Below are 23666 nucleotides of genomic sequence, written 5' to 3'. Positions count from 1 at the left end.
ATATTTGCTTCTCTTTTTTTATTTTAATGCAATACCATTGATAACTTTCCATAATTGGATAACGAAATGAAACAAACAAAGACTTGAGGTAAGGAATACTTGGACTTAGTGATGGTTTTGTGTAGCTTGAATGAGATAACTAATTATTCTTTGAAGTTCCAATTTGAGCGTTGGCAAAGCGGATATTTTACATAATGACCGTTATAACGCTTCAGTTGTTATAACTACGCATTATGTAAACATAGCTTGGGTAAGTTTAGGGTTTTATGATAGAATAATAATAGAATAGCTTGTTATAGTTTAGGTTTGATTTTATGAAAACCTAAGCTATAATATGCTATTACCTTAAAGACAAAAAAACGCTAAACTTGTGAGGTGAGCGGAATAACACAAAAAACAGAGGGTTTTGAGGTACGAAAAAACTGGGTTTTGGGTTATGAGGAAAAGAACTTTAACAGATTTTTATAATAAAATGGTATATATTTTGTATATTTGCAATATCATTTCCCAAGGGAAAAGGATCTGGTCGGCCACAACACCTTAGTTGTGGCACTTTTTTTTATTCTCTATTCTCATACTTCTTTTCATAGTAATTTCTATTTCTATCATCATCAATATGAAAACAAGAAATCATCATATAGTTCGGTGTTATTAATTCCATTATAACTAAAAAATCACCTTCTTTAAACCAAAAATAATCTCTTATATTACCATTACCTTCTTTAAACTTGAATACTATAATATCATCAGAATCACGTTGCTCTAAAATTGGTTTTATCCAATGAATTTTATTAGCTCTTTTTCTATCAAAAACCCTATTATTCTTTTTACCTCTTGTTAGCATTTTTACGAAAGTATGCGGATAATCTTCAAAACCATCTTCTTTAGAATTACGCATATCAATCCTTACCTCAATACCATCTATAAAAAAAGGATTGTTAATAAAATCTTCTTCAAAAGCTTGAAACAAAACTTCTAAATGCTCTTCTGATGGGTCAATACCTAATGCTGGAATCAAATCATCTAAATCAAACAAATCAATCATTAACTTCTCCTTTTTGGTTGATGGTCGAAAATATTAAACTTAGTTTCCCAAGGTTCTGTTCCTTCATCTAAATTAAATCCTGATTTTTCTTCTAAATAATTTATAAATTCTAACTTATGAGGTGTAGGTTCAACAATATTACCTGAAGCAACTCTTGATTTATACGCTACTGCACCAATAAAAAAATCTGCTAACTGAAAGAAAATATTGTGGTCTGAGTGTAAGTGTTGGAAATAATTAAAAGATGTTTTTTCTTTAAATTCGTTCTCTAATACTTCATTTATCTTTACTAACTTTTCCTTACCTCTTGTATCTTTTACATCTATAAATACTCTAATATTAGAATTAACAGAATTGTTTACACGTAATAAATAATATATAAGCTTGTAGTAAAAATTATCGTGAGAACCTTGATTAAAATCTTTATGATTTAATCGGTCTTTGTATTTCACCAAAACACAACGAAACTCTAAAGGGGTTTGAAAAAAATAATCAACTAACTCTTTGTATAAATCTAATCTTGCTTTAGAAAATTTTTGCCATTTTAATTCACTATTCTGATTGTGCTTAATGAATACTTCTTTTAATTCATTTTTTAAATTATTATACACATCGTCACTTGTAGGAACTTTTACATAACCTATACACATTACTGGTATATGGTCGTTTTCTAAATGACAGGTTTCATCTATAAAAATATCAAAATCACTCATTTTTTATATTTTAAAAATCTGCTAATTCTTTTTTAATTATCCATACCATTAATAAAAGTCTCAACAAAATTGACAACTTTATTTAAAATTCTATCTCCAATTGATTTACGTTTTAATACGTTTGGTTTATCACCTTGTATTAAATCTAATAATTCATCACGTAATGGTTCTCTTTCAGCATAAAGGTAATCTTCTATGAGTTTCTGTGTTTTTTCTGATGATAGATTTTCTTCTTTTACAAATACTTCAAATGCTTTTTGTTGTTCTTCATTCCAGAACTTTTCAAATTCTTGTGGTATGGTTTCTGAATCTTCTATTTGAGGTAAATTGTCTTCTATAAACTTTTCGATTAACTCTCGCTTACTTCTTAAATTAGCTTCACCTGTTAAGGCATCTACAATTTCTTTTTTCTTAGCTTCTTGTTCTTCTTTTTTAGCATCTTTTAAATTAGCTAATAGTTTAAGAATATAGGTTACATTGATTTCGTCTCTATGAATTAATTCTAATTCAAAATCTACATCATCAAGAATTGAAACTTTTTCTTTGGCTGTATCGTGTTTTGTTTTTTGCCATAAATCAAGATACTTACTTCTGTAATCATTAAACAATTGTTCTGCCATTACTAAATCTTCCCAATCGAAATTAGCAAAGGTTGTCATTGTATTTTTTAAACGCATTAATTCACGAAAAGCCTTTATGAACGCTAATTCATCTTCTTCACTTACTAAATCATTTACACTATTTACTGTTGGTGTTATTTGTAATAAATTGATAAAAGCGTCATTGAATTTCTTTACATATTCTTCATAAGGCTTCATAATAATTACCTCAATGGCTTCTTTATTACTAAAGAGTGTTATTGCCTCATCTGTTGCTTTTTTGAGATTTCGGAATACTACAATATTACCTTGTGATTTCTGCTCGTTTATAATTCTGTTTGTTCTTGAATATGCTTGTATTAATCCGTGATATTTTAGGTTTTTATCTACATACAACGTATTTAATGATGGACTATCAAAACCTGTAAGGAACATATTTACTACTAATAGAATATCAATTTTACGTTCTTTAACTTTCTTTGATATATCGTTGTAATAATTGTAAAATGACTGACTGTCTTTAGTTGAGAAATTAGCCCCGAACATCTCATTATAATGCCCTATATAGCTTTCTAATTTATCTCTTTTATGTACGTTTAAGCCATATAAAGCTGGTGATTCTTCAACTACTGAAACTTCTTCTGGAATATATCCGTTTGCATCTGCATCGTCTTCGTTAGCTACATAACTAAATATGGTTGCTATTTTTAAGTTATGTTCTCCAGCTTGTTTTTTGCGATAAAAAATATCATAATAATCTACCAACATATCTGTACTACCAACACAAAACATTCCTGTAAATTCTTTGTTATGTGTTTTACGGTTGTGATTTGCTATGATATAATCTGCTATTTTTTCTAAACGCTTTGGTGATTCCATTAACTCTTTACGATCAATATCTTCTACCTCAATATCTATTTCGGTTGCTGATTCTTTTTGTTTGTATCGCCCAACATATTCTACTGCAAACTTTAATACGTTTTCATCTTTAATAGCATCTGTAATCACGTATTTATGCAAACACTCACCAAATAACTCTTTTGTTGTGCGCTTTCCTAATTCGTTTTTAACTGCATTATCTGCAAATATGGGTGTTCCTGTAAAACCAAACATTTGATGATTGGTAAAGAACTTTTTAATATTATTATGTGTGTCGCCAAATTGACTGCGATGACATTCATCAAAAATGAAAACAATACGCTCGTCTTTAAGTTGCTCCATTTTGGCTAAATAGTTCTTTTTACTAATGGCTGTATTTAGCTTTTGAATGGTAGTTACAATAATTTTAGTATCGTCGCTAAACTGTTTTACTAAAGCCTTTGTATTATCTGTACCATCTATACTACCTTTAGAAAAACTATTGAACTCTTTAGTAGTTTGATAATCTAAATCTTTTCTATCTACTACAAATACCACTTTTTTAACTTGTGGCATTTTCATAATTATTTGACTTGCTTTAAAAGAGGTTAGTGTTTTACCCGAACCTGTGGTATGCCATATATAACCGTTATGTGTGCTATTTTTAACCTTATCTATAATACTTTCAACTGCATAGAATTGATACGGTCTAAGCACCATTAATATTTTATGCGTTTCGTTTAATACAATGTATTTACATATCATTTTTGAGATATGACAAGGCTCTAAAAACTCACTTGTAAACCCATTTAAAATATTGGTTAAACGCTTGTTTTCTTTGTTTGTCCAATAGAAAGTTTGCTTGAATGATTGATGCCTATTATTTGCATAGTATTTGGTATTAACACCGTTACTAATTACAAATATTTGAACGTATTGAAATAAGGCAGATTTAGCACCAAACGAATGTCTTTGATAGCGATTTATTTGATTAAAGGCTTCTTTCATTTCTAAGCCTCTACGCTTTAGTTCTATTTGTACTAATGGTAAACCATTAACCAACAAAGTAACATCATAACGATTCTTATAGCTACCCTCAATAGTAACTTGATTAGTAACTTGATATTGGTTTTGACACCAATGCTCTGTATTTAAAAACTCAAAATAAAGGTTATCACCATTATCTCTAACAATATGTTGTTTTTCTCGTAGTGTTTTAGCCTTCTCGAATACAGAACCTTTACTAAGAATATTAAGTACACGTTCAAACTCTTTAGCTGTAAATGTAATATTGTTATGCTTTTCTAATTGTGTTTTTAGATTAGCTAATAAAGAAGCTTCATCTGGAATACTAACTTTGGTATATCCAATGTTTGATAATTGCTCTACTAACTGATTTTCTAATACTTGCTCTGGTTGTGTACTCATAATTTTAATAGCAAAACATTTGCTGTAATAATGCTTTTTTGTAGACTTTTAAGTCTTCTATTTGACTTGAAACATTTTCAATTTTATTGTCTAAATTAGAGAGAAAATCCGCTATTTTATTTTGTTCTTCTAATTCAGGAATCTGTATTTTCTCCTTTGAATAATCTTTAAAATAAATATGTGGTATTGTACTCCCTGTTATATATTTTTTAAAATTTACACGAGAAAGTAAACCGAATAAAAAAAATAGGTTTGTCTGATTATTTTTAGGTTTCAAAATCTCTAAAGTTCCTAAGACTGAAGAATATGGTTCACATAAAAAATTGTTCCCAACGCCTGCACCATCCTTTACAATTGCTATATAATCTTCTTTTTCTTCAAAAAAGTCAACTGTTTGAAATAAACCTGAAGCACCATAAATATTATATGAACCTACACAATCAGTAATTGTATTAGCAGAAATACTTGAAGATTTTTTTACAGCAATATCAGAAAGTTTCTTAACCTGCCAATCTGCAAAATCCCTGCCATCCTCTTTTTTAAACCTTATTTCTTGGGTAAATATTTTTTGTATTATACCTTTTTTATAATCTTCTAAAAGATTATGTTTTTCTTTTAATTTATTGATTTTAGTATCAATTACATTAAAAAAATGTGCAATGCGTTTTTGCTCTTCCTTTTTAGGTACAAAGATTCTATCGTGTAATACATATTCATTGTTAATCTTCATATCGTTTTTAGCTCCCTTTCTTACTAAAGGTCTTAAATAACGATTGGTATTAGCATCTAATGAAAAGTAATGCTCTATAAATTCACCATCAGCTTCATTTTCTTTTACATTGTAAACAGCATATAATGTTGATACTATACCAGGGACACCTTTGTTTAATTTGATAATACCGTAAGGATTCTCTTTTAAAGGACTTTTAGTGTACACTATATCTCCGTTTTCTACAACACCGTAATTATGAACAGAAGCACCAGCGTATGAACGCCCTAAATGTTCTATTTGGTTTACAATACCTAATTCACCAGAAACCGATAATACTTCTTCTTTAGAATACTTTAAGTCTTTGTTTTTTTTCTTAGAAACTTTTAGCAATTCATTTAATTGTTTATGCTCCCAACCCTCTTTAAACTCTGGAAATCTGATAAGAGGTATTTTACTTTCTCTTTTATCCATTTTTAAAAAGGTGTCTCTATGTTTAGTTCATTACAAAGTGCTATTAATGCATCATCAGTTTCTTTCATATCCATTTCTAAAGCTTTCAACTTGGTAGATACTTTTGAAACATCAATAATTTCTTCCTCCTCGAATGTGTTTACATATCTTGGAATATTAAGATTGTATTCGTTTTCTTCTATTTCGGAAAGCGGTGCAACATAACTATACTTATCAACTACGGTTCTATCTCTATATGTTGTTATGATTTTTTCAACATCAGATGGTCTTAAAACATTTTGTGTTCCTCTTTCAAAATATGCACTTGAATCAATAAACAAAACATCATTTGGATTTTCACGACACTTTTTAAACACTAAAATACACGTTGGTATTGGTGTACCGTAAAACAAGTTAGTAGGTAAACCTATAACCGCATCTAATATGTTCTTCTCTTTAATTAAATATTGACGAATGTGTTCTTCAGCATTTCCTCTAAACAATGCACCGTGTGGTAATACAACTGCCATTTGTCCGTTTTCGGCTAAATGATGTACCATATGTTGTACAAATGCAAAATCTGCTTTACTGCTTGGTGCTAACTTACCGTATTGACTAAATCTGTCATCACTCATAAAGAGTTGGTTGGCACTCCATTTTGCAGAAAATGGTGGATTTGCAACAATAGCTTCAAAACGGTGTTCTAAGTGTTGTGGATGCTCTAAGGTATCTTCTTGCTTAATATCAAACTCACGGTAATGGACACCGTGTAGTATCATATTCATACGTGCTAAGTTGTAAGTAGTACGGTTTAATTCTTGTCCATAAAAGTTGTTTACTTCATCTACTTCTTTAGCTACACGTAATAACAAAGAACCACTACCACAGGTTGGGTCGTATACAGATTTTAGTTTCTTTTTACCTGTTGTTACCAACTTAGCCAATACCATACTTACCTCTTGCGGTGTATAAAATTCTCCTGCTTTTTTACCTGCTCCACTTGCAAATTTCCCAATTAGATACTCATAGGCATCACCCAATACATCTAACTCGGTATTTTCTAATTTGAAATCTATTTTATCTAAGTGTGCGAGTACTTTAGCTATAATCTCGTTACGAGCTTCTGGTGTTTTACCTAATTTGGTAGAGTTTAAATCCATATCCTCAAAGAGGTCTTCAAAATCTTCTTCGCTATCCGTACCCATTGTACTGTTTTGGATATTGTTTAGAATTTTTTGTAAGTCTTCTAATATGAAATTGTCTTTGGTATTATAAGTGCTTTCACTTTCTTTTACCAAAGTTTCTCCTTCATCATTAAAGTTTCCTCTTTTGGCAATAGATGTAAATAATTCTGAAGGCTTTAAAAAGTAGCCTAATTTCTCTAAAGATTCTTCTCTTATGGCTTCTATATATTCTAATCCTGTTTCTGTGTTTTCATCTATTTCTGAAAATAAAAATGTGTCGCCACCTTCTTTTAATATTTTGTTGGCATATAGTTCGATTTTCTCTGCTAAATATTTATAGAAAATAAAGCCTAATATATAATCACGAAACTCATCGGCATTCATTTTACCTCTTAGGGTGTTCGCTATATTCCAGAGTTGTTGTTCTAACTGTTTTTTATGGTCTTCTGACATTTGATTGTTTACAATTTTAAGAATGTTAAAAATATAATATTAATCTGACTTAATTATACGATTTACAGCATTTACTTTTTACCCCTGTTTTAGGGTATATTACAAGTTGTAAAACGTTAGTTGTTTTTACAGTAGTTTATCTGTTCAATAATTTTACTTCTAATGCTGTCTTCTAATTCAGAATCAGTAAAGTTCTCTAATAGTTTAGTATACTTTTTTCTGTATAAAGTAAATGAATCTTTATGATACTTTTTTAACCCATTAAAACTATACTTGTCTTTCATAGCACCCAACAATAATATATCTTTTGGTTGTAGTTCTTGATAGTTAATTACTGGTTGTTTTTTAATAGTATCATAAACTTTTAATAATTCATCTGCTAATGCATTAAACTTTGTTTTGTTTACTAAATCTGCTACCGTATATATACCTATTGCATTTTTTCCTGTATTTATATATCTGTGATTTGCTTCAAATTCAAATCTTATTAAACTATTATCTATTTTTTTACCAGATTCATTTTTAGATTGATACGTTTTATCATACCCTTTAATATTGTAATTAGTTGCTTTAAAGTGAGCACCATAAACACGAGTTTTATTACGCATTACCAATGGTTTTTTGCCTTTGTATTCTAACCAATTCTTGAATGTATTATCTTCAATATCGTTTATAACAACTGCAACCGATGTTCTTTTTACTTGTGCTGAATATAAATCAAAATCAAAGTAAGCATCTAATTCTGCTATTGCATTTACAACTTCAGAAAAAACAAATGGTTTATAGTTATTATTCATATAGAATTTTTGCAAACTATTACTTACTGTAAGTTCTGAACCTCTTAGTTTTAAATCAAGGTTTTTGAGTTTAGCAACATAACAAGTTATTTCACCTGTTTTTAAATTAAACTTCGGTGACCACAAACAATTATTCCAATAAAAAGGTTTTTCGGCTCTGGTAACAGCTTCTTTTGGTAATTTGTTTAATTGCTTTATTATAACGTTAGTATCGTACAAAGCAACTACCTTTTGTTTTTAAAAGCCTTGTTGTAGTTTTTATTTAATAATACTTCAACATCTTTCATCTTGTAGTAAATCTTACTGCCGATTTGAGAAAATGATATTTTACCTTCATCTCGCCACGTTTGAGCTGTTCTTTTACTAATATGCATTAGCTGAATAAACTCTTGATTATCAAGAAAAACTTCGTGAGATGGTTTTTGATTAGATTCTAAAGATGTTTTTAATTCATCTAATCTTGATACTAAATTGTTGTACTGTTCTGCTGTTAAAATTACTGCTTCCATTTACTTAATATTTAATGTTACTAATTATTTCTGCAACAAATATTAAGCTCTGGATAGGTACTTATAAGGCTGACCTTATAAGACCTTTTATTAACTGTATTTTAATGAAGTGGATTGTTTTTTATGTATTGTTTTGCATCTTTTTGAAACTTTTGAGAAATATCAGAAAAATCAAGTTTAGACTTTAATTCTAAGTCTATCTCTTTTGCTATGATTTTACACAACTTAGCTATACCCATTTGAGGTAAAATATTTTCTTCTCTTAATGCTTCCACAACACCTCTTATAGCTCCTTTTTTTCTTTCAGTTAAAGTTGATTTACCACCTACTGTAATACTTAAATCTTCAAGCAATTTTAGTATATAATTCTGCTTATCTTGGTTTACAAATGTTTTAAAAGTCTTTACTTCTTCAATTAAAAGTTTGCTATCAGATTTTGGCAAATAGGTCATTGGATTTACTTGCATTGTCTCTTTTATAAAATCTGCTTCTATTGATAAAAAGTCTTTAAATAAATTTGGGTATTTATCTTCTTTATCTTCAAACTCTTTATTTCTTTCGGCTATTGATCTAAACTTTAATTCTCTTTGCTTTAACTCTTTTAACCTTGTTTGAATGTAAAGGACTTTATTACTTGGTTCTGCATTATCTAATACCTCTTGAAGCCTTGAAATGCATTTATCAAATAAGCGTAAATGAATATTTCGATGATTTATAAAATGAATATCTAAAGGAACAGCATCATTTTGAAATCGCTGAAAGAAAACATCCATTGATGAATGCAATTCATTATAATCATCTTTATCTAATACCATATCATTCATTAGTGAATGAATTATTAAATGTGAACCAGAATCATTCTTGTAGTACATTGTTCTACTATCAAACAATTCATAGAAAATTCCTGTAATTTCCCAACTTACATTTAAAATCCTATATGCTTTTTTTAATTCTTCTAATACTTCATCAAGAGAATCATTAATAATATAACTGAACCTTAAATTTTCAATTAATAAGTTTTCGTTTTCATCTCTTAAAAAGAAGAATATTCTTTTGTCTTTAATTTTGTTGTAAGCATCAATTTCGTCTTCAAATTTAGCTCTTAGATATTCCTTTTTTTGTTCTAAGGTAATTGTTTCATCATTGAAACAAAAGTCATTCAATTCATCAATTTCTATTTGATATTCATTTTCTGTTTCTTCCTTAACTTCTTCAATTTTCTTTTTTAAGTCTATATATTCAAAAGGCTCATTTATTGACTTTCCTTTAATAATATTTTTCATCCATTTCAATACAGTATCTAAAACATAAAATAAAGTAAGTTCATTGCTAACAATAGTTTTAACATTATTAGAAATTTTATTTAAAGGCTCTTTTAAATTTTCAGGATTTAGTTTTCTGTAATTGTTTTCATCATTGAAAAACAAAGGATAATTTTCTAATAGCAAATCATTATTATATTTGCTCAAATCATTATTCCTAAAAATATAAAGTTTGGATAAAATTTGTTTTAAAACTGATCCGTCATTTATTGCTTCTGAAAGTTCTTCATCAAGAATAGAAAGTTCTTGTGTGATGAAGTTAAGAGGGTTTTTAATTGTTTTGCAATACTCTTGATATGCTCCAATACTATTGACAACATCATATTGAACTACATCCAATAAACTATTCATTTGCCATTTAGAAATCTCATAATAATCTTCTTTCTCTATGTTGTAATAATAATCGAAGGTTTCCAGATATTGGCATTGAACCCCTGTTAAAAAATCCTCATAAGTTAATTTAGGTATACGCTTTAATAATTCATCAATCTTATCAAAAATTAATTTATCATAATCACCTAAATACACCGATTGAATAAACTCATCAGTTTCATCAACATTTAGTAAAAAATGACGATTTGCAAATTGAGTTAGCAACCAATCATCACTATTATTTATATAGTATGGGTGTGGGTCTTCTTTCTTTAATATTTTATTTTTTTCATCTTCAGCAACACATAGCTTTAATTTTTGAAAGTCATCTAACCCCTCAATCTTATCAAGTATATTTATTTTAAAATCCTTTTCAGCCTTTTCTTTTGCAGTTCTTCGCATTGTTTCAAAATGCTCTTTAACTATATTATTTATTGGTTTATTAAACATATTTTAATTGATGTATTTATCTACTGCATTATCCAACTCACTACTAATAATTTTTGCATATACTTGTGTTATTCCAATATCGGAATGATCCATTAATTTAGATACGTGTTCTATTCGCATACCATTATTTAAAGCTCTTGTAGCAAATGTATGTCTGCTAATGTGAAATGATAAATTGAAAGGTAATTCTAACTGCTTACCAAATCTACTTAAATACATATTGCTCAATGAAATTGCTCTATTGGTTATTAAACTTCTGTATTCTCTATCTTTGAAATATTGTTCATCTACTGAAGCAAAAGGAAATATTATATCGTTTTGTTTTTGGTTTTCGGTTGCATACTTTTCTAAAATATCAACTGCCTTTTGACCTATTCTAATACTATGCTGCCTTTTTGTTTTTCTTATCGTCTTTGTAATTCTATGATTTTTACTATCGTAGTTTTTCCATTGCAACTCGATAACATCACCAAATCTTAAACCTCCAGAAAAAACAGAAAAAACAAACATATCTTTAATAACCTGTGCTTTATGTTCTTGTGGTACTTCTAAATTTATTAGTGCTTCAAGTTGCTCAGCGTTTAAATAACGCTTTGTAGTCTTGTTTTTCTTTACTTTAAACTTTGTAAAGGGTACAAGTTCATTTGATATTAAATCCTCTCTTTTTGCTTCTCTAAACATTAAATTTAGGATTCTAAACGCATAGTTTATAGTTGTGTTATTATTACCTAACTTAGAACTGCAATGTGAAGCATAGTTTTTTAAAGTTGAGGCTGTAATATCATCAAACATTATTTCTTTATGACCAATAAACCTTTCAAACTTTTCTATATTGTTTTTATAACTTCTGTATGTAGATAACGTAACCGTATCTTTTAACTTCTCACATCTATCATAAGCGAACTCAAAGAAGTTAATTAAAGGTTTACCTTTTATAGCTTCTTTTATTCTTCTTGCTGAGGTAGATTGGTTTCTTCTTTCTAAATCTGCAATTTCACCCTCTGCATCTGCAACCTTTTTAGATATATATGCGTTTAATCTTGTAGAGCTTTTATGATTCTTCTTTACTTTTTGTTTATCTTCATCCCATTCGTTAGGCTGTAGTTTTACACTCAATGAAATGAATTTAGTTTTTCGGTCTTTTATAACACGTAAATAAAGAGGTGCAACACCTGTTTTATTTATTTTATCTTTCCTTAAAACTATTTTTATTGAAGACATAATACTCTGGTTTTTAGGTAGCGCAATAGAGTGCAACTGAATACTAAGGTACAACAATAGGTATAACAAACCTAACATTTTGTAGTATTTTATTGCATTATTTTGCATTAACTAAAAACACAAAACCCCTATATATAAAGGCTTTATGAGTATTTTAAAGAAAACGAGTGATAATACTATATAACAATGTATAACCGCAATTACGGCGGATTCGACTACGTCCGAATCCACTCGGAATTGCTAACACCTGTGCTAAATCGAAAATTAACGCATATTAACCCGTAACTGACGGTTATACGAGACCGTTGTCCGCAATAACCTCAACATCGCACCTCAACAATCGCTCCCTTTGGTCGCTGTTTCGGTGCTCGTATCGGATACGTGTCACCAAACTCATTGCATTCCGTTTGACCTGTGACACTAATTGCGGACAACGACTCGCGGATACAAAAGAAAAACCCTGCAAGGCTTCGCCTTGTCTTAATATTTTTATATATGGTTAATAAAAAAGAACTTCAAAATATATATGAAATTTTAGATGCACAAAGAATCTTTACTATATACTCCCCTAATATTATATATAAAGCTATCTTAAAAGCTAAGAATATTTTAGAAAATGAAGGCATTCAAAATGATTTATTAAATGAAATAAACAAAGCATTAGAAATTGGGGAGGAATACTTCAAAAAAAGTTTAGTGAATGACAGCAAAGAACAAATAAATCAATATTGTATTAAAATGATTAGACCTACTCAGTATCCAATAAAACAATTTGTTGATACAATTTAGGAAACAAACCTTTAAAAAAAACGCTGATTTTCAAAATTTTTTGAACAAGCAAAACATTGTTATATTCAATATAAGAGTTTGGTATAAGAAAACATACCATACCTGTTTTTTCACTATATAACCTATGTATATCACCAGTGTGTATTACAACCAACTTAGTGCCATCTTTTAAAGTATAATCACCACTAAAATACCTTAAATCATTTTCTACTAGATTCAAATCAAAACCTAGAGATAAATAAAATTCATAAAGATTTTTCATAGAATAAAACTATTTTGATAAACATCTATTAAAAAGGACATTAAATAAATTTAAATTATTTGTACAATCTTATTAACTTGTAGAAAAATTATAGCGGACAACAAAGGATATATTTCATTGCTACGCAATTGGTTTTTCTTTTGTTCGTTGCTCTTTCAACTACTACCACTTTAAAGCAAGCTTTACGTGGCTCGTTGACCGCAACGAAACATATCCGCGAGTCGTTGGCGATAATTAAAAACACAAAATCGTGACATTGATAAAAGAATGAAAATAATAGACACTAAAAATTGGAATAGAAAAGAACATTTTGAATTTTTCTCAAAAATGGCAAATCCATATTTTGGTATTGTAACTGAAGTTGAATGTACATTAGCCTATGAAAATGCTAAAAGAAAAGGCGAATCTTTTTTTGCTCATTATCTACATAAGTCAATGATTGCTGTAAATTCTGTCAACGAACTAAAGTACCGTATAATCGATGATGAAATAGTTTCGTTTCAGGTTATCAATGCAGGGGCAACGATTAGTAGAGAAGACGGAACTTTCGGATTTATCTTTGTGCCTTTTACAGATGATTTTAAAACATTTAATGCCGAATTACAAAAAGAAATTACAAACGTTCAAAATTCTACAGGATTAAGATTAAATGATGATGATGTAAAGCAAGACTTAATAAGACATTCAACAATTCCTTGGACATCCTTTTCGGGCTTGCTGCATCCTACTAACTTGAATCGAAAGGAATCTGTTCCAAAAATCACTTTTGGTAAATTTAAAATTAGAGATAAAAAAAAATATTTACCCGTTTCAATTGAAGCTCATCACGGGTTAGTTGACGGATTTCATTTGGCTAAATATTTAAATAAATTTCAAAAGCAACTTGACAAATAAAAACTATCGCCAACAACGTATATAAAAAATAGCGGTTTAATCGCTTAATCGAAAGAAAATGAACAAATTAAAGGTCTGTTATAATCCGAAAAGTTAGTGCTTAAAATCCGCTACTTTTCATATACAAGACCGTTCAAGCACATTCGGCTAAAGCCGACCAATGTTGCTACATTGCTTCGCAATTCTCGCCCCATTGGAAATGTGCTTGAACGCTGCGCTATGCCAAATTGCTCCTAGGTATATCAAAATAACATCGACTTTAACCGCACTTCGAGTGAAAACGTGCAAGAACAATAGCTATACGCAATTTGATGTGGTTTAAACTGTATTTATAAAAATTTGTGAATAAATTCACTATTTTTAAAATCCAAAACCACACTACGCATAGCGCAGCGTTGGCAACAATTATGAAGAAAGATTATTTCTTCTTTTTAACTACGTCTTGAAGTATAAATTTATTTCCTTTTCTAACAACTTCCTTTTTATTTTCAAGAATATCGTGAAAATCGTTTTTTGAATAACCTAGGCCTCTTAATAAATTCTTTACTATAAACCCTGGAACTGGATCAATATGATTTTGAAAAGGTAAAGGTCTTGTTAAATCAGCTCTGGTATATTGAATATGACCTTTTCTATTTTTAATGTACTTACAGAGACATAACTCGAGAAAAGACTCTAATTGAGATATAGAAACATTTCGGAGATGCCTTGTTGACATAATTAAGCGAGTTGAAGATTGACATTAGACGAGTCTCTTACTAAATCTTTTGATTTATATAAATGTCTAAAATGCTCGTTTTCAGATAATAAATCTTCAAAATCAGGAGAAACTACTCGTTTTCTTCTTTTATTTACTGCCCAACCAAGATTTTCTAATTCTTTGAAAATTGTTTTTTTATTGTGAGTATACTTTATAAACTCTTCTAAAACAGTCTCAAAAGACTCTCTTGCTTCATCTTTAGTTAAGCCATAACCTGTCAAATCTAAAGCAGGAGAATAAACATAAAAAATAGAATTTTCTTCCCATAAGAAAATTGAAACACTAAATTCAATATTCTGTCTTCCATCAGAATATTTAGCATTTGCTCGTTTTTTATCCATCTTTTAATTTTTTTTCAAATATAAATAATTGAACTTTAATGACAACTTTCTATTCTGAAATATAAGAAAAAAATAACAGTTGCCAACAACGTATATAAAAAATAGCTAATTCTGTTCCAAAATTAATTGCATAGCCAATTTAATAACGTTAATTTAGTCGGAAAAGTATGTGTATACTTACACGCTACTTTCTATATACAAACACGTTGTAAAACATTTAAACCAAACTGGAAATGTCAAACATACTTATTGAGAAACATAATCATAATATCTCTAATTTAGAAAATATAATAAGGAGTATTCAGAACTATTTGCACGAAATCCATACTAAACCTAGATTTAGAGACGAAAGGAATAGGTCCAAAAGTATGAAAGAATGGCAGGACTTATTCATTGAAAGTAAATTAAACTTAAACATCGCATTTAATAAAATTTTTACTGCTGGTGCAAAAGCTCAAAGTTTACACCAAATAAATCATCAGTCTTTTAATCAGTTAAAAAAGGTTATGACTGAATTTCCTGAACTTAACTTTAATACTACAGAAAATCATCAATTAAATCATTTCAATTCGGTGTCATCAACTAGTAAACAATCCAATATTGAAATTTACGATGCTTGGAAGAATACGAAAAAAGAAGATTTGGATATTGTAAAAACATTTTTTGAGGAAACTAGTACTGGTTTTGAAAATTATAATCTTTGGATAAGCAAAACAGAATCATATCTTACTTTGAAATTATATGATTTAAATTACTTAGAATCAATTATCAAAAATATTTTTCAAGAGAATAGTATGGCTAAACATTTATATAGCCATATCATTAAAAATAAATTTTATCAAATAAACTTACCATCAAATTTTTCTTCAAATAATATTATCTTAGAATAAGTAAATGGAAGAATGGACACCCAATCATTATTACAACCAAAACAAAAAACAGAATAAGGTATATAAACCAGTTCAGTCTGTTAGTAAACCATTTACAGAAAAGCAAAATTATTCTTCAGAAACTCAATCAGAAAGGTTTGAGAAAATGATGGAGGAAATAAGAAGAAAAAAAGGAAAGAAGAGTAAATCGACATATTCTAATAATTATACATCAAAACAAAATGATAGTAAAAATCTGTTTTGGTTAGTTGGCAGTATTGCAATTATAATTCTAATCTATTTTTTACATCCATATTTATTCAAATCGAATAATGTTTCATTTCAATCATTTGAAGTAGTTAATGGTATTAATTCAATTTATAATTACAATCAAGATTTAGAAAAAATAGTGATTAACAGGGATAAAAATCTTTATGTTACGGTTTTAGAAAACACAAATAAGTATGAGCCTTGGAAGTTATGGAAAACCAATGAAATATTTCCCTTTAGTCTAAATAAGAATACAAAGAAAATAGCCTTTCAAACAGAAAAAAATGTACAAGCTAGAGTAATTATTCTTCAGAGCAAGAATAGAACTAGTCAAAAACAAATAAGTGAAAAGCTAAAAAATCAGAAGCAGTTTAGAGTGAACCATAGTAAAAGTACAGTTTATAAATTAGCCGATTTTGAGAATATAGAAATAGATAGAAGTCTAAATTTATATGTTTCCGTTTTGATAAAAGGAAAAAATAAATGGGAACCTTGGATTTATTGGGAATTTGGACAAAAAATACCATACAAAGTCGATGTAAATGACGTTAGCCATATTGCATTCCATTGTGAAAAAAATAAGGTTGACAATATTACGGTCTCACAATATGACAACTAAAAACGTTTTACAACATTGTATAAAAATAATAGCGGTTTAAGTACATTAAAAAAATTAAATTTATAAATCAAACGACAGTAACAAACCGAAAAGTAAGTGCATAAAAATCCGCTACTATTCTTATACGTTACCGTTCAAGCACATTCGGCTAAAGCCGACCAATGTTGCTACATTGCTTCGCAATTCTCACCCCATTGGAAATGTGCTTGAACGCTGCGCTATGCCAAATTGCTCCTAGGTATATCAACTAACATCGACTTTAACCGCACTTCGAGTGAAAACGTGCAAGAACAATAGCTATACGCAATTTGATGTGGTTTAAACTGTATTTATAAAAATTTGTGAATAAATTCACTATTTTTAAAATCCAAAACCACACTACGCATAGCGCAGCGTTGTGGCTAATTAAAAGAAATGAAAAACATTCTAGCTTACATATTAATTTTCTGGTTTCTTTTTGCATGTAAAAAAGATGACGAATCGAGTACGTTTGAAAACTCAAACACGCACATCGAATTTTTCGGATTTACAATTATTGACACATTTTGGGATGACCCAACCGATTCGGAAATCAAAACAAATTACGCTGATGAAATCCATCAATTTAGTAACATAGCAGATATTTTAGTTGTGAATCCAAACGACAATATTGTTCAAAGGACACAAACATTTGCCGATTTGGATTTAAAAGCAATTTTACATCTCAATGAATTGTTCTTTGAATTAATAGACAATAACAGTCCTTCACAATCAAATTATGATTTAAGGACGGATTATCAGGACAGATGGAATGAATTTAAAACTATAAATCAATCTATTTTAAACACCAATTACGTTGGTACATTTTACATTGGCGAAGAACCTACCTGGAATGGAATATCCTTCTTGGAATTGGATGCTGTGGCTCAACTATTGCAAGGAGAATTTCCGAACATTCCCACGATGGTAATTGAAGCTTATCCATCATTGAATACCTTTCAGGTTCCAGAAACAATTGATTGGGTAGGTTTTGACCGTTATTTTGTAAAAAACCCAAATACAAACACTGAATTTCAACAAGATTGGCATATGCTAAAATCAAAACTATCTGACCCAAATCAAAGGATTATGGTTATTCTAGATAGTCATTATATAAATTGGGCACACGGAGACTTTGGAGGCATAGTATTGAACCAAATGGATGAAGTTGCTAATAACTATTATGATTTAGCCAAAAGTGATGAAAAAGTGATAGGAATGCTAGGATACTTTTGGCCAAATGGATTTGATATTTCAGAATCTATTGGAGCTAGAGGAATGCCCCAAAATGTAAAAATGGAATACGAAAGAATTGGAAGAGAAATCACCAAAAAATAACTAGCCACAACAACGTGTATAGCTCATTGCGGCTGAATTCCTAATCGGAATTCATTGCAATTTGCTATCTTTCGGTTGCGGCGGAAAATCCTCGCGGATTTCCCGCAACGAGCCATACACGAACACGTTCAAGCACATATGAGAAAAACGACAGCTATCATACTATTAACAATGATTTTTTAATTCCGTAATCGGACAAAATATGAATGGAAAATGGATTCTGAAAGACGTTGATTCCGGAAATGAAAAAAAAGGATATCCTGGTTTTCAACTTCTTGAAATCAACAATGACAATGTTGACATTTATACTGATTTTTCTCTAAAAGAAAAAGCAACAACATTGAAAATGGACAATGGAGACTTTTTAAATCAAAACAATGAGAAAACCTCTAAATATGAAATCGTTAATGAGAATCATATAAAGTGGTTTATCGACGGAAAATCAAATGACAAAGACGCTGTTTTTGAATGTGACTTTTATCGACTTGAACCAACAATTACAACGCTGAAAAAAGAAGATATTGAAAGAATAACATTCGTTCTGACTGAAAACGGACGAGAATCGGAATTTGAATTTAATAAAGAACTTTGGGACAAAGAAAGACTCAAACTGTTTAAGAAAAAAGAAGGAGAGAAAAAAGTGATTGAAAAAATTGACTCAACGTTTTTTGTTTCTATGTATTATAATGGAAAAAGAAATGGCTCAATTCCAATCAAAGAAGTTACGTCGGAATTTTTAAAACTTTGCTTAATTCCAACTGGACCAATGGAAATTACAGCATACCGAAAAAAATAAAATACGTGCCACAACAACGTATATAATCCATTGCTAGTACTCGCCTACTTACGAAAATCCTCGCGGATTTTCTATTCGGTTTTTATTTGCTAAATTACGAGCTAAACCACGCAACTACTCATAGCCGAGACCGTTATAGTGCATTTGAGAAAAATGAAACTTTTTAACTACATATTGATAATTTTGATTTTCATTTCTTGCTCAAAAAACAGAAATCAAATCAATCTACCTCAATCTGAATTTACTAATTATTCCATAGAGGAAAACACAGCTGAATATCTCATTTATGTAGACCAAGTCTCGGAAACTGAATTTAGAATAATTGATGACGATACTTTAATCACAAAATTGGATTCAACTTTGCATAGCAGAATTGATTCGCTTCGTTTTCAAAGACATTATCACGATTATCCAAAGGTTATTTTATCACTTGACCAAAATCTATCTTACCAAACTTTTCAAAATTTGACAAAAGAGTTTAGAAAAGCGTTTAAACAATCGTTCATCCTTAACCTTAAAGGAAAAAATGATTTAAGAATTACATTACCACCTTATATTCAAAACGATTCGGAATTTATTGTAGACCATTTAAGAAGAAAAGGAGCACCAAATTATTATCCAGAATTGGAACCTTACTTTTTGGAAAAGAAAGTGCTAAATCTAAAGGTAAATGCAAACAATTTTTTAATTACCGATTCATATTCGAACAAAATATCCGATTTAAAAAAGTACGTGGAATTAAATAGAAAATTTGTAATTCTTTTCGAGTTTTCGACTGATTCTAACTATCAAGATTATGTAAATATGATTTCTTATCTAAAATCAAATTTTTCGGAAATAATTGAAAAAGAAAAGTCGGAAAGCAAACTAACTGATGAAGAAATTCAAGAGAAATATAGATTTATAACAGAAGAAAAAAACGATCTACAACACCTTATATAATCCTTTGCTTATGAGAGCCTACTTACGAAAATCCTCGCGGATTTTCTATTCGGTTTTTATTTGCTAAATTACTTACTAAAACACGACACAAATCATACACAAAACCGTTGTAGCACATTATGAAACACCTCATACTAATCATTTTAATACAATTCTCATTTATTTGCTTTGGTCAAGAATCAATTGAAAACAATGGTAAAATGTGTCGATTGTTGAATGAAATGATTAATAATGATCAATTATATAGAAGTGGAGAAATCTTAGGTGGTTCTTTTGGTACTGAAAATAATAGTTCAAAAAAAGAAATTGATTCGGTTTGGTCTCTACAAATTGAAATTGATAACAGAAACACAGAAAAATTAATTGGACTGACCAAAAAATACGGATGGATATCTGATGAACGAATTGACTGTCCAAAACTTAACATTTGGCTTATATTTAGACATTCTCAAAAAAAATATTTTCCAGAAATTTTGGAACTAATTACAAAGGAACATGAAGCTAAAAGACTGAATGATTTTCATTACAGACTTATAAAAAATCATTTGGAAGGAAGACCAAAAATGTAATTTGCTATTAATAAATGTGACAAAACAACGTGTATAGTTCATTGCATTTTTACAACACACAAACACTCAACTATGAAAAAAATACTACTACTAATTGTAACTGTTATATTATTTAACTGTACTAATGACGATTCTGACTCAATAGACACCAACAATAGTATTGAAATGGTTTCTGAATTTAACAAGTGGTATCATAGAGGCGAATATGAATATTTTAATGGTGCAACAGCAACAATTGAATCAACCAAAATATATTTAACCTATTTTTTTGATGGAGATACGCTTATTAACAACGTTGAGTACAAAAAAATGTATACGAATCAGTTAGATTCCATTTTTCATTTGCCTGCCTCTGCTAGTGCTTATCAATTTATATCTACAAGTACAAGTTTAAATTATAGATGCGCAATGCGTCAAGATGCAAGTATGGTGTACTTTGTTAATAAAAATCAAAATAACGAAGAGTTGTATGCTGATTTTAACATTACCCTTGGAGATGTTTTAAACTATAAATGGAGCTCAAATAATGAAGTGGTTACCGAAATTGATTCAATACCTATAGGAGATAGCTATTTAAAAAAATATAAACTAAGTAATAATCAATATTTTTATGAAGCTATAGGTGGATCATATGGGCTGTTTAAAGACTGGAGTATTGGTTTTGAAGGAGGGCATTATTTAAACTGTTTTAGGCATAGCAATGATAAAATAAGTGTTGATGAGAGTTTAAGTCCTACAAACAACTACTGTCCTGAATATTAAACTTACAACAACGTTTTACTCATAAAAAGTTAAAAAAAGCTGCTATATAATGATAAGGCATCGAAAAATAAGAGGTGGTAATCGTATTTTAAAATCTATTGAAGAATGGAAAAACTACAATATAGAGTTAGACTTAGATTATCTTAAATCTAGTAAGCGAAATTACTGTAAAATATGGGTAAGTCCTTTTGCCAACATCTCTATTACAGGTTCCAATATACCTTCACCTAAACTCAAACACAGACAAGAAATTATAAAAGGTTTATTGGATATTTATAACCATTGGGAACAGCAGCTAAACACATTAAACAAGCCTTACTATTTGGCAATTTGGTTGTTTGAACCTCGATTAAAAAAGTCTCAAGTTGTTTGTGCTATTGATGAAATGGTAAATTTTTATGACATCACATTTTATAAACCAAAAGACCAGCATAATTTTTCATCTCAAAATTACGGTAAACTTCAAGAAGAGCTAAACACTTTTAATTGGACTTATGCATTGGATGAAGATCATTTTTTTCAGTCTGATATCGATTTAGAAGAAGATAGTTATGCTAGCAAGCAAGACTATATTGGCATGCAAAAATGGTATAATAGAAAACTAAAACAAGGTTTGCGAACCGACACTTCTTCAAAAGACACCTTTTATGCTGTAAAAATGGGTACTACTTGGATTGGCACTAAAAATTAAATAATAAGTCCTGCAACGGTACAATAAAAAGTACCTTCTGAAAAGTATAATGCTAATACAAATCCTAAATTATCTAATTTATAATCTTTCCCATTAAAATGAGTAACCCAATAACAATCTAAATCTATCTTGAATAATTAGGAGCTTCTTTAGTAATAGTGACATCATGCGGATGACTTTCGTTGATTCCGCTAGCTGTGATTTTTACAAACTGTCCAGTTTCTTTAAGTGTTTCAATATCTTTGGCACCACAATAACCCATTCCAGCACGTAATCCGCCAATAAACTGATGGATACTTTCTACCAATTCGCCTTTGTATGGCACACGACCTACAATACCTTCTGGTACTAGCTTCTTGATGTCATCTTCTACATCTTGGAAATAACGGTCTTTACTACCTTGTTTCATGGCTTCAACCGATCCCATTCCACGATACGATTTAAATTTTCTTCCTTCGTAAATAATGGTTTCACCCGGAGATTCTTTAGTTCCTGCTAAAAGCGATCCTAACATTACACTATCAGCTCCTGCTGCAATGGCTTTAGGGATATCACCTGTGTAACGAATACCACCATCAGCAATTACTGGTACTCCACTACCCTTTATTGCTGCAGCAACTTCTAATACTGCTGAAAATTGAGGAAAACCTACACCTGCAACTACACGTGTTGTACATATTGACCCTGGACCAATACCTACTTTTACAGCATCAGCTCCTGCCTCTACTAAGTACTTTGCAGCTGCAGCAGTAGCTATATTACCTACTACTACATCCAATTCTGGGTATTTAGTTTTTACTTCTTTTAGCACTGAAACCACACCTTTGGTATGTCCATGAGCTGTATCAATAATAACAGCATCAACACCTGCAATTACTAGAGCAGATACTCTATCTAGAGCATCTCCTGTAACACCAACAGCAGCAGCAACACGTAATCTTCCGTATTTATCTTTATTTGCAATAGGTTTTTGGGTGAGTTTAGTAATATCTCTAAATGTTATTAACCCAATAAGTTTATAGTTATCATCAACTACAGGTAATTTTTCAATTTTATTGTCTTGTAAAATAACTTCAGCATCCATTAAAGATGTGCCTTCACCAGCAGTTACTAAGTTTTCAGAAGTCATTACTTCAACAATGGCTCTGTCATTGTCTTTTTCAAATCTTAAATCACGATTGGTAACAATTCCTTTTAATGTTCCGTTTTCATCAACAATAGGAATTCCACCTATACTGTGCTCTGCCATGTTTTGCTTAGCATCAATTACTTTGGCAGTAAGCGGTAAAGTTACAGGGTCTATAATCATACCACTTTCGGCACGTTTTACACGCCTTACCTTTATAGCCTGCTCCTCAATGGTCATGTTTTTATGCAATACACCAATACCTCCTTCTCTAGCAATGGCAATAGCCATTCTACTTTCGGTAACGGTATCCATAGCTGCAGAAACTATAGGAACGTTAAGTGTAATGTTGCGCGTGAATTTTGTTTGGATTTTAACCTCTCTTGGTAATACTTCGGAATAGGCTGGGACTAAAAGTACGTCGTCATAAGTTAATCCTTCTCCTAGTATCTTATTTTGATGTGCTGTCATGTTGCAATTACGATTATAATTGCATGCAAATATACA

General features: G+C 29.9%; 23 protein-coding genes. 10 read left to right on the top strand and 13 right to left on the bottom strand.

All coding sequences use genetic code 11. The annotated features are described in order from the left end of the window. Nucleotides 1-559: 559 nt before the first annotated feature. From ACQ0RB_RS08805 to ACQ0RB_RS08765, 9 genes are all read right to left on the bottom strand, one after another. A complete protein-coding gene (locus ACQ0RB_RS08805; protein WP_430497897.1) occupies nt 560-1045 on the bottom strand; it encodes a hypothetical protein in 486 nt (161 codons plus the stop codon). Further along, on the bottom strand, nt 1045-1758 hold the full coding sequence (locus ACQ0RB_RS08800; protein WP_430497895.1) for a DUF3800 domain-containing protein: 714 nt from the start codon (nt 1756-1758) through the stop codon (nt 1045-1047). Before ACQ0RB_RS08800 ends, ACQ0RB_RS08805 begins: the two co-directional genes overlap by 1 nt. Nucleotides 1759-1790: 32 nt before the next feature. After that, nucleotides 1791-4643: a type I restriction endonuclease subunit R gene (locus ACQ0RB_RS08795; protein WP_430497893.1), complete on the bottom strand. Its 2853-nt coding sequence runs from the start codon at nt 4641-4643 to the stop codon at nt 1791-1793. Nucleotides 4644-4647: 4 nt separating this feature from the next. Continuing rightward, nucleotides 4648-5826: a restriction endonuclease subunit S gene (locus ACQ0RB_RS08790; RefSeq protein ID WP_430497891.1), complete on the bottom strand. Its 1179-nt coding sequence runs from the start codon at nt 5824-5826 to the stop codon at nt 4648-4650. A gap of 2 nt (nt 5827-5828) precedes the next feature. Beyond that, a complete protein-coding gene (locus ACQ0RB_RS08785) occupies nt 5829-7442 on the bottom strand; it encodes a type I restriction-modification system subunit M (RefSeq protein ID WP_430497889.1) in 1614 nt (537 codons plus the stop codon). Between the two features lie 116 nt (nt 7443-7558). Further along, entirely contained in the window at nt 7559-8458 is a 900-nt protein-coding gene (locus ACQ0RB_RS08780; RefSeq protein WP_430497887.1) for a hypothetical protein, read from the bottom strand. Nucleotides 8459-8463: 5 nt separating this feature from the next. Beyond that, nucleotides 8464-8748 (bottom strand): helix-turn-helix domain-containing protein, encoded by a 285-nt coding sequence (locus ACQ0RB_RS08775; protein WP_430497885.1) that lies wholly within the window; start codon nt 8746-8748, stop codon nt 8464-8466. Between the two features lie 101 nt (nt 8749-8849). Next, nucleotides 8850-10892, bottom strand: a complete 2043-nt coding sequence (locus tag ACQ0RB_RS08770) for a hypothetical protein (RefSeq protein ID WP_430497883.1) — start codon at nt 10890-10892, stop codon at nt 8850-8852. A gap of 3 nt (nt 10893-10895) precedes the next feature. Beyond that, nucleotides 10896-12113 (bottom strand): tyrosine-type recombinase/integrase, encoded by a 1218-nt coding sequence (locus tag ACQ0RB_RS08765; RefSeq protein ID WP_430497881.1) that lies wholly within the window; start codon nt 12111-12113, stop codon nt 10896-10898. Nucleotides 12114-12608: 495 nt separating this feature from the next. Between ACQ0RB_RS08765 and ACQ0RB_RS08760 the strand changes: the two genes are divergently transcribed. Next, nucleotides 12609-12902 carry a hypothetical protein gene (locus tag ACQ0RB_RS08760; RefSeq protein ID WP_430497879.1) on the top strand — a complete coding sequence of 98 codons (294 nt, stop codon included), beginning with the start codon at nt 12609-12611 and terminating at the stop codon, nt 12900-12902. Here ACQ0RB_RS08760 and ACQ0RB_RS08755 read toward each other — a convergent pair. Then, nucleotides 12862-13164 carry a hypothetical protein gene (locus tag ACQ0RB_RS08755; RefSeq protein WP_430497877.1) on the bottom strand — a complete coding sequence of 101 codons (303 nt, stop codon included), beginning with the start codon at nt 13162-13164 and terminating at the stop codon, nt 12862-12864. The genes ACQ0RB_RS08760 and ACQ0RB_RS08755 overlap by 41 nt on opposite strands. A gap of 267 nt (nt 13165-13431) precedes the next feature. Between ACQ0RB_RS08755 and ACQ0RB_RS08750 the strand changes: the two genes are divergently transcribed. Next, nucleotides 13432-14058, top strand: a complete 627-nt coding sequence (locus tag ACQ0RB_RS08750) for a CatA-like O-acetyltransferase (protein ID WP_430497875.1) — start codon at nt 13432-13434, stop codon at nt 14056-14058. 418 nt (nt 14059-14476) lie between these two features. Here the strand turns inward: ACQ0RB_RS08750 and ACQ0RB_RS08745 are convergent, their stop codons facing one another. Together ACQ0RB_RS08745 and ACQ0RB_RS08740 are read right to left on the bottom strand one after the other, a co-directional pair. Continuing rightward, nucleotides 14477-14776, bottom strand: a complete 300-nt coding sequence (locus ACQ0RB_RS08745; protein ID WP_430497873.1) for a type II toxin-antitoxin system HicA family toxin — start codon at nt 14774-14776, stop codon at nt 14477-14479. A 2-nt stretch (nt 14777-14778) separates the two neighbouring features. Then, nucleotides 14779-15159: a hypothetical protein gene (locus tag ACQ0RB_RS08740; RefSeq protein ID WP_430497871.1), complete on the bottom strand. Its 381-nt coding sequence runs from the start codon at nt 15157-15159 to the stop codon at nt 14779-14781. A 368-nt stretch (nt 15160-15527) separates the two neighbouring features. Between ACQ0RB_RS08740 and ACQ0RB_RS08735 the strand changes: the two genes are divergently transcribed. The 8 genes from ACQ0RB_RS08735 to ACQ0RB_RS08700 all read left to right on the top strand — a co-directional run bounded on the left by ACQ0RB_RS08735 (nt 15528) and on the right by ACQ0RB_RS08700 (nt 22033). Continuing rightward, nucleotides 15528-16049, top strand: a complete 522-nt coding sequence (locus ACQ0RB_RS08735; RefSeq protein ID WP_430497869.1) for a hypothetical protein — start codon at nt 15528-15530, stop codon at nt 16047-16049. A gap of 4 nt (nt 16050-16053) precedes the next feature. Beyond that, nucleotides 16054-16917, top strand: a complete 864-nt coding sequence (locus ACQ0RB_RS08730; RefSeq protein WP_430497867.1) for a hypothetical protein — start codon at nt 16054-16056, stop codon at nt 16915-16917. A gap of 414 nt (nt 16918-17331) precedes the next feature. Next, complete coding sequence (locus tag ACQ0RB_RS08725; RefSeq protein WP_430497865.1) at nt 17332-18273, top strand: hypothetical protein; 942 nt, start codon at nt 17332-17334, stop codon at nt 18271-18273. A gap of 202 nt (nt 18274-18475) precedes the next feature. Beyond that, nucleotides 18476-19069, top strand: coding sequence for a hypothetical protein (locus tag ACQ0RB_RS08720; RefSeq protein WP_430497863.1), 594 nt, complete (start codon nt 18476-18478; stop codon nt 19067-19069). 153 nt (nt 19070-19222) lie between these two features. Continuing rightward, nucleotides 19223-20011 (top strand): hypothetical protein, encoded by a 789-nt coding sequence (locus ACQ0RB_RS08715; protein ID WP_430497861.1) that lies wholly within the window; start codon nt 19223-19225, stop codon nt 20009-20011. Nucleotides 20012-20130: 119 nt separating this feature from the next. Then, the gene (locus tag ACQ0RB_RS08710) at nt 20131-20580 is read left to right on the top strand and encodes a hypothetical protein (protein ID WP_430497859.1); all 450 of its coding nucleotides are present in this window, start codon (nt 20131-20133) and stop codon (nt 20578-20580) included. 72 nt (nt 20581-20652) lie between these two features. After that, nucleotides 20653-21342 carry a hypothetical protein gene (locus ACQ0RB_RS08705; RefSeq protein WP_430497857.1) on the top strand — a complete coding sequence of 230 codons (690 nt, stop codon included), beginning with the start codon at nt 20653-20655 and terminating at the stop codon, nt 21340-21342. A gap of 49 nt (nt 21343-21391) precedes the next feature. Continuing rightward, the gene (locus ACQ0RB_RS08700) at nt 21392-22033 is read left to right on the top strand and encodes a hypothetical protein (protein WP_430497855.1); all 642 of its coding nucleotides are present in this window, start codon (nt 21392-21394) and stop codon (nt 22031-22033) included. Nucleotides 22034-22157: 124 nt separating this feature from the next. Here ACQ0RB_RS08700 and guaB read toward each other — a convergent pair whose 3' ends face one another. Then, nucleotides 22158-23630, bottom strand: coding sequence for an IMP dehydrogenase (gene guaB / locus ACQ0RB_RS08695; protein WP_430497853.1), 1473 nt, complete (start codon nt 23628-23630; stop codon nt 22158-22160). Nucleotides 23631-23666 lie beyond the last annotated feature (36 nt).

Origin of the sequence: Gaetbulibacter sp. PBL-D1 (assembly GCF_050509525.1) — a bacterium.
Lineage (GTDB): Bacteria > Bacteroidota > Bacteroidia > Flavobacteriales > Flavobacteriaceae > Gaetbulibacter_B > Gaetbulibacter_B jejuensis.
Note: the sequence above shows the minus strand (reverse complement) of the source record. Positions and strands in the feature narration are given on the sequence as shown.